Genomic DNA, 4,932 nt, shown 5'->3' with positions numbered 1-4,932 from the left:
CACGAAGGAACGCTACTACCTGCGCTGGCGGCGGCGGATGTACTCCAATGAGGACAGCTTTTTCACTTCCTGGCAGCTGCGGGACCGGCTGGGCAAGATCGAGCAGCAGGGCAAGAAGCTGCCCGACACCTACTCTTACGCCGGCTTGAAGCGGGCGTCTGAGAAAGAGGCCAAGAAGAACACCAAGGGCAATCCTTTCGGCATCCGGGCCGGCTTTTACAAAAAGCGCCTGAATGCCAAGCTGCTCAAGAAACTGAAGGGGAGCCAGAAGAAGTTCAACTATGTTGAATCTCCGGAATACTCCGACTTGGAGCTGCTCTTGAACCAGTTTGCCAAGGACAAGACCCAGGTCCTCTTCATCATTCCGCCGGTCAATGCCAAGTGGCAGAAGTACACTGGCCTGTCCCAGAAGATGTACGACATGGCCGTGACCAAGATCAAGCACCAGCTGGTCAGCCAGGGCTTTGGCAACGTCTACGACCTGTCCAAAGACGGCAAGAAGAAGTACTTCATGGAAGACACGATCCACCTGGGCTGGAACGGCTGGCTGGCCGTCGACCAGGCCGTGCGCCCCTTCATGAAGCAGAAGTACGTCAAGCCGATTTACGCCTTGAGCGACTACTATTTCACGAATTCCTGGCGGAAAAAGAAAAAGCTGCCAAAGACAGCTTTGAAGAATAAAGATGTCCTCGCGAAATTAAAAAAATAAGCTTTCGCTTCAAAAAGATTGTCCGAGGACGGGTTAGAGTATATAATCTATCTTGTGTCAAATGCTTAGGCTGTTTTCTCCGGTAGCGAAAGCAGCCGTTAATATGTGGTTTGCTTTGGCACGCACTGTGTGAGCCTAATTCCAATGTTGGTGGAATTAGGCTTTTTTTGTTATTCCGGCCAGTCGTAGCCGCTGAAGAAGTGCTCAAGCCGGTAGTCGTTTTCCGGCTCGCTGTCTTTCAGCAGCTGGGCGATCTTGTGCTTGCCCAGCTTCTTGGCAAGCAGGTCCTTGACTGCCTGGTTGACGATGGCGTCCTGGTCCAGCCCCTGCTGTTCGGCATAGTCCCGCAGCAGGATGGCCAGGTCGTCGTCAAGATTGCATTTCAATTTGGTCATTTGGCTCACCTCTCTATCCTTGATTTAGGCAAATTATAACATTCTTAACCCTTTTTCCCGGCAGGAAAGGGCAAAAATTGATGCAGATCAATTTTAGTTTGGGAAAAGCTTGCTATACTTGAACTATCAAAAAATAAGTGATTTCGATGAGGAGCAGACAAAATGGTTAAAATGACTTTCAGCCCAGAAGCGGGCGAATTTTTGCAAAAGAAACGGGGAGACAAGGCAGTCCTGCTGCTGGCCCTGAACGACGGGTCAAACAAGTACTCCCTGCAGGGCGGCACCTGCACGATCGGGGCCAACTTCCAGTTCGTAGCCCTGGACCAGGCCGACCCGGACTACCAGATCAAGATCGCCAATGAGCTGGGCCTGGACCTCTACACGGGGCAGGCGGAAATGGGCTTTCTGGATGACAGCCTGAGCGTCGGCGAGCAGTACGGCATGCTGTCTTTGAGCGATGGCAGCGGCCTGATCGACAGCGCGGTCGGGGTCAACGTCTACCAGCCAAGCGAACTGACGGCTGAACAGATTCAAAACGGCGCCAGCTGCTGATAAAAACTCTCCCTTTTGGGAGAGTTTTTTCTTTGACCTGCTTGACAGGAGTCCGGCTGGGGGGTAATATGACAACATGTCATATGACAAGTTGTCATATTTTTTTAAAACTAAGGAGATGGATTGATGCCTGTTCTTGAACTGAAAGACGTCAAAAAATACTACAAGATGCCGGGCGGGGGCCAGTACGAGGCCTTGCGCGGGGTCAGCGCCAAATTCGACGCTGGCGAAATGGTGGCCATCGTCGGGGAATCCGGGTCGGGGAAGTCGACCCTGATGAACACGATCGGGGGCCTGGACTCTGACTTTGAAGGGGCCATTTTGTACGAGGGGAAGAACCTGCGCGATTTTTCTCAGAAGGAAATGGTCAACTACCATAAGAAATCAATCGGCTTTATTTTCCAAAACTTCAACCTGATTCCGCACCTGGACTTGATCGACAACGTGTCGATCGCCATGACCCTGTCCAACGCGGAAGTGAAGGTCCGCCGCCAGCGGGCCATGGAGCTGCTGGAACAGGTGGGCTTGAAAGAGCACATGTACAAAAAGCCCGACCAGCTCTCCGGCGGGCAGAAGCAGCGGGTGGCCATTGCCCGGGCCCTGGCCAACGACCCGGACGTCATCATTGCCGATGAGCCGACCGGGGCGCTGGACGCGGAAACGACCGACGTCATCTTGAACATGATCCGGGACATCGCGGCTTCGGGCAAGCTGGTCTTGATGGTGACCCACTCAGACAAGGTGGCCAGCCACTGCAGCCGGGTGCTCAGAATCGACCGTGGGCAGATCGTCAGCGACCAGGAGCAAAAGCCCCTGGACCACCACCCGCAGGCCAGAACCGAGGTCAAGATCCAGCAGATGAGCTGGTTCAAGGCGGTGGCCCTGGCCTTTAAGAACATGAAGGCCAAGATGAGCCGCAACGTCCTGGTGGCAACCGGGATGGGGATCGGGATCATGTCCGTCATCCTGATGCTCAGCCTGGGCAAGGGGGTCACCTCCTACGTCAGCGGGCAGATGACCACCTACTCCAACCCTTTGGTGGCGGAAATTCAGAAGACTTCCAGCCAGAAGATGCGCCAGCAGGGGATGCAGGCCCAGCAGACCGGAAACAGCGCGGCCCTGGCCAAGCAGCAGCAGAAAAACATGGCTTCCCTGTCCGGGACCAGCAGCGCTTCGGCTTTTAGCAAGAAGGACTTGAAGAAGCTGCAAAAGATTGCCCACGTCAAGAAGCTGCAGAAGGGCTACAGCGCCATTTCGCTGGGCAGCAACCAGTTGAAGCTGGGCAAGAAGACGGCCAGCATGATCTACCTCAAGACGGTCAACGACGGCATCGCCAAGTCGGAGATCAAGAAGGGCCGCCTGCCTAAGGCCGGCAAGAACGAGGTCATGATCGACAGTGGCAGCGCCGACAACCTGAGCAAGAAGATTTTGGGCAAGAAGGTCAAGGCCAGCCTGCAGATCGGCACCAAGACCGTCACCAAGACGGTCAAGGTGGTCGGGGTCTACGAGGCTTCTGGCTCCGGCCAGGTCAGCACCCTGCTTCTGCCTTACAGCGATTTGGCCAAGATCTTCAAGGACAACGGCCTGACTTTGAAGCCGAACGTGGTCTACCTGACGGCTACGGACAAGCAGTACACTTCCTCAATCAAGCAGGCAGCCAAGGACAAGGGCTTTGCCGGCTCCATGCAGGAGCAGATGACGGAAATGTTCGACAGCATCCTGAACGTCCTGACTTACGTTTTGACGGCGATCGCGGCCGTTTCCCTGCTGGTTTCAGCCATCATGATCCTGGTCGTCTTGAACATCTCCGTGGTCGAACGGACCCAGGAAATCGGGGTCATGAAGGCCCTGGGCGCCCGGCGCAAGGACATCCGGCGGATCTTCTCCAGCGAAGCCTTTTTGCTGGGGCTGGCTTCCGGGATCATCGGGGTGGCCCTGACTTGGCTTTTGTCATTGGGGATCAACCACGTGACCCAGTCAGCCTTTAAGGCCACCGTGGTCAGCTTAACGCCGCAGTATGCCTTGACTGGCCTGGTCATCAGCATCGTCATCAGCATGATCGCGGGGATTTTGCCGGCCAACCACGCCTCCAAGCTGGATCCGGTGGAAGCTTTGCGGAAGGAGTAAACGATGCCGAGTCAGACTTTTTTCAACCTGCCCCAGGAAAAGCAGGACCGGATCATGCGGGCGGCCCGGGAAGAATTTTTCACCCACAGCATGGACGATGCCTCGATCAACCGCTTGATCAAGGCGGCCGGGATCCCGCGGGGCAGCTTTTACCAGTACTTTGACGACAAGGAAGACGTGTACTGCTATCTGGGCGAGCAGATCAGCCGGGGGCTGTTTGCTGAAGCCTACCAGCAGCTGGCAGAAAGCGACTACGATCCCTTCAAGCTGGCCCGCCAGGTTCTGCCCCGCTGGCTCAAGGAAGTCTTCTACGGGGAAAACCGGGCCTTTTTCTACCGGCAGATCGACTTGCTCTACCAGCAGCAGATGCCGCGCGTGCAGCACGTGCAGCAGCCGCTGTCCGGACTGAGCCAAGAGGAGCTGGAGAAGATGGCCGCGAAGGTCAACCTGCAGGATCAGGAAGACTTGAAGTTCCTCCTGCACTCCTTTTTGCTGGTCCTGGTCAGCTGCATCAGTAGCGGAGCGGCTGACTACCGGGCCGGCAAAGAAGTCGATTTGGACAAACTGAACCGGCAGCTGAACCGCCGCTTGGACTATCTGGAAAACGGCTTTAGGCAGACGAAAAGAAAATAATTACGGTTGAAAACCGCGACTTAGTCCGCGGTTTTTGTTTTTGGCCGCTTTTTAACGGAGAAAAAACATTTTTTTAAAAAAGTTTCCCCCGAAAAAGGGCTTGAAAACGAACTAAAGCCAGGCTTTTAGCGGCCTGGGCGGGAGAAAATTGGACAAAAGGGAAAAGCGCAGAATCCTAAAAATGACAACGTTGCCGCGTGTGCACATAATAAACCGAATAAACTGGCCGATTTGACGAAAAGGTGAAAAACAGGTAAAGTATCATTTGTCTTGAAACGAGCCCTAGAGCTTGAATCAAGAAAATATCGAAAGCCTGTTGACAAACAGCCGACAAGCGAGTAAGATATAAAACGTTGCGTCACAAAGACGCAGTTGGTACTTTGAAAACTGAACAAAGTTTCGCAGTGTGCGGGTCAAACAAAGTTTGATCCAATCAAATAAGCGAAGTCAATTCGCAAGCAAATAATCTGGAGCAGATTAAAAAGGCTCAATTTCAAATTGAGAGTTTGATCCTGG

At 54.0% G+C, this 4,932-nt stretch carries 5 protein-coding genes; 4 read left to right on the top strand and 1 reads right to left on the bottom strand.

The window, feature by feature from the left end; all coding sequences use genetic code 11:
- A partial coding sequence (gene dltD / locus lacNas_RS07935) for a D-alanyl-lipoteichoic acid biosynthesis protein DltD (protein ID WP_201346757.1) occupies positions 1-709 on the top strand: 709 nt, incomplete at its 5' end.
- A gap of 170 nt (positions 710-879) precedes the next feature.
- Here dltD and lacNas_RS07930 read toward each other — a convergent pair.
- Positions 880-1,104 carry a hypothetical protein gene (locus lacNas_RS07930; protein ID WP_201330815.1) on the bottom strand — a complete coding sequence of 75 codons (225 nt, stop codon included), beginning with the start codon at positions 1,102-1,104 and terminating at the stop codon, positions 880-882.
- A gap of 162 nt (positions 1,105-1,266) precedes the next feature.
- Between lacNas_RS07930 and lacNas_RS07925 the strand changes: the two genes are divergently transcribed.
- The 3 genes from lacNas_RS07925 (at position 1,267) to lacNas_RS07915 (ending at position 4,416) form a co-directional block, all read left to right on the top strand.
- Positions 1,267-1,656 (top strand): iron-sulfur cluster biosynthesis family protein, encoded by a 390-nt coding sequence (locus lacNas_RS07925; protein ID WP_201330814.1) that lies wholly within the window; start codon positions 1,267-1,269, stop codon positions 1,654-1,656.
- A gap of 126 nt (positions 1,657-1,782) precedes the next feature.
- Positions 1,783-3,783 carry an ABC transporter ATP-binding protein/permease gene (locus lacNas_RS07920; RefSeq protein WP_201330813.1) on the top strand — a complete coding sequence of 667 codons (2,001 nt, stop codon included), beginning with the start codon at positions 1,783-1,785 and terminating at the stop codon, positions 3,781-3,783.
- 3 nt (positions 3,784-3,786) lie between these two features.
- A complete protein-coding gene (locus lacNas_RS07915; RefSeq protein ID WP_201336291.1) occupies positions 3,787-4,416 on the top strand; it encodes a TetR/AcrR family transcriptional regulator in 630 nt (209 codons plus the stop codon).
- The last annotated feature ends 516 nt before the right edge of the window (positions 4,417-4,932 follow it).

The organism is Lactobacillus nasalidis, from assembly GCF_016587775.1.
Lineage (GTDB): Bacteria > Bacillota > Bacilli > Lactobacillales > Lactobacillaceae > Lactobacillus > Lactobacillus nasalidis.
The sequence above is the reverse complement of the archived record's forward strand: the minus strand, read 5'-3'. Positions and strand labels throughout refer to the sequence as shown.

Coding starts and splice junctions, on each gene's coding strand:
- lacNas_RS07915 (WP_201336291.1), top strand. CDS start 3,787: ATGCCGAGTCAGACTTTTTTCAACCTGCCCCAGGAAAAGCAGGACCGG.
- lacNas_RS07925 (WP_201330814.1), top strand. CDS start 1,267: ATGGTTAAAATGACTTTCAGCCCAGAAGCGGGCGAATTTTTGCAAAAG.
- lacNas_RS07920 (WP_201330813.1), top strand. CDS start 1,783: ATGCCTGTTCTTGAACTGAAAGACGTCAAAAAATACTACAAGATGCCG.
- lacNas_RS07930 (WP_201330815.1), bottom strand. CDS start 1,104: ATGACCAAATTGAAATGCAATCTTGACGACGACCTGGCCATCCTGCTG.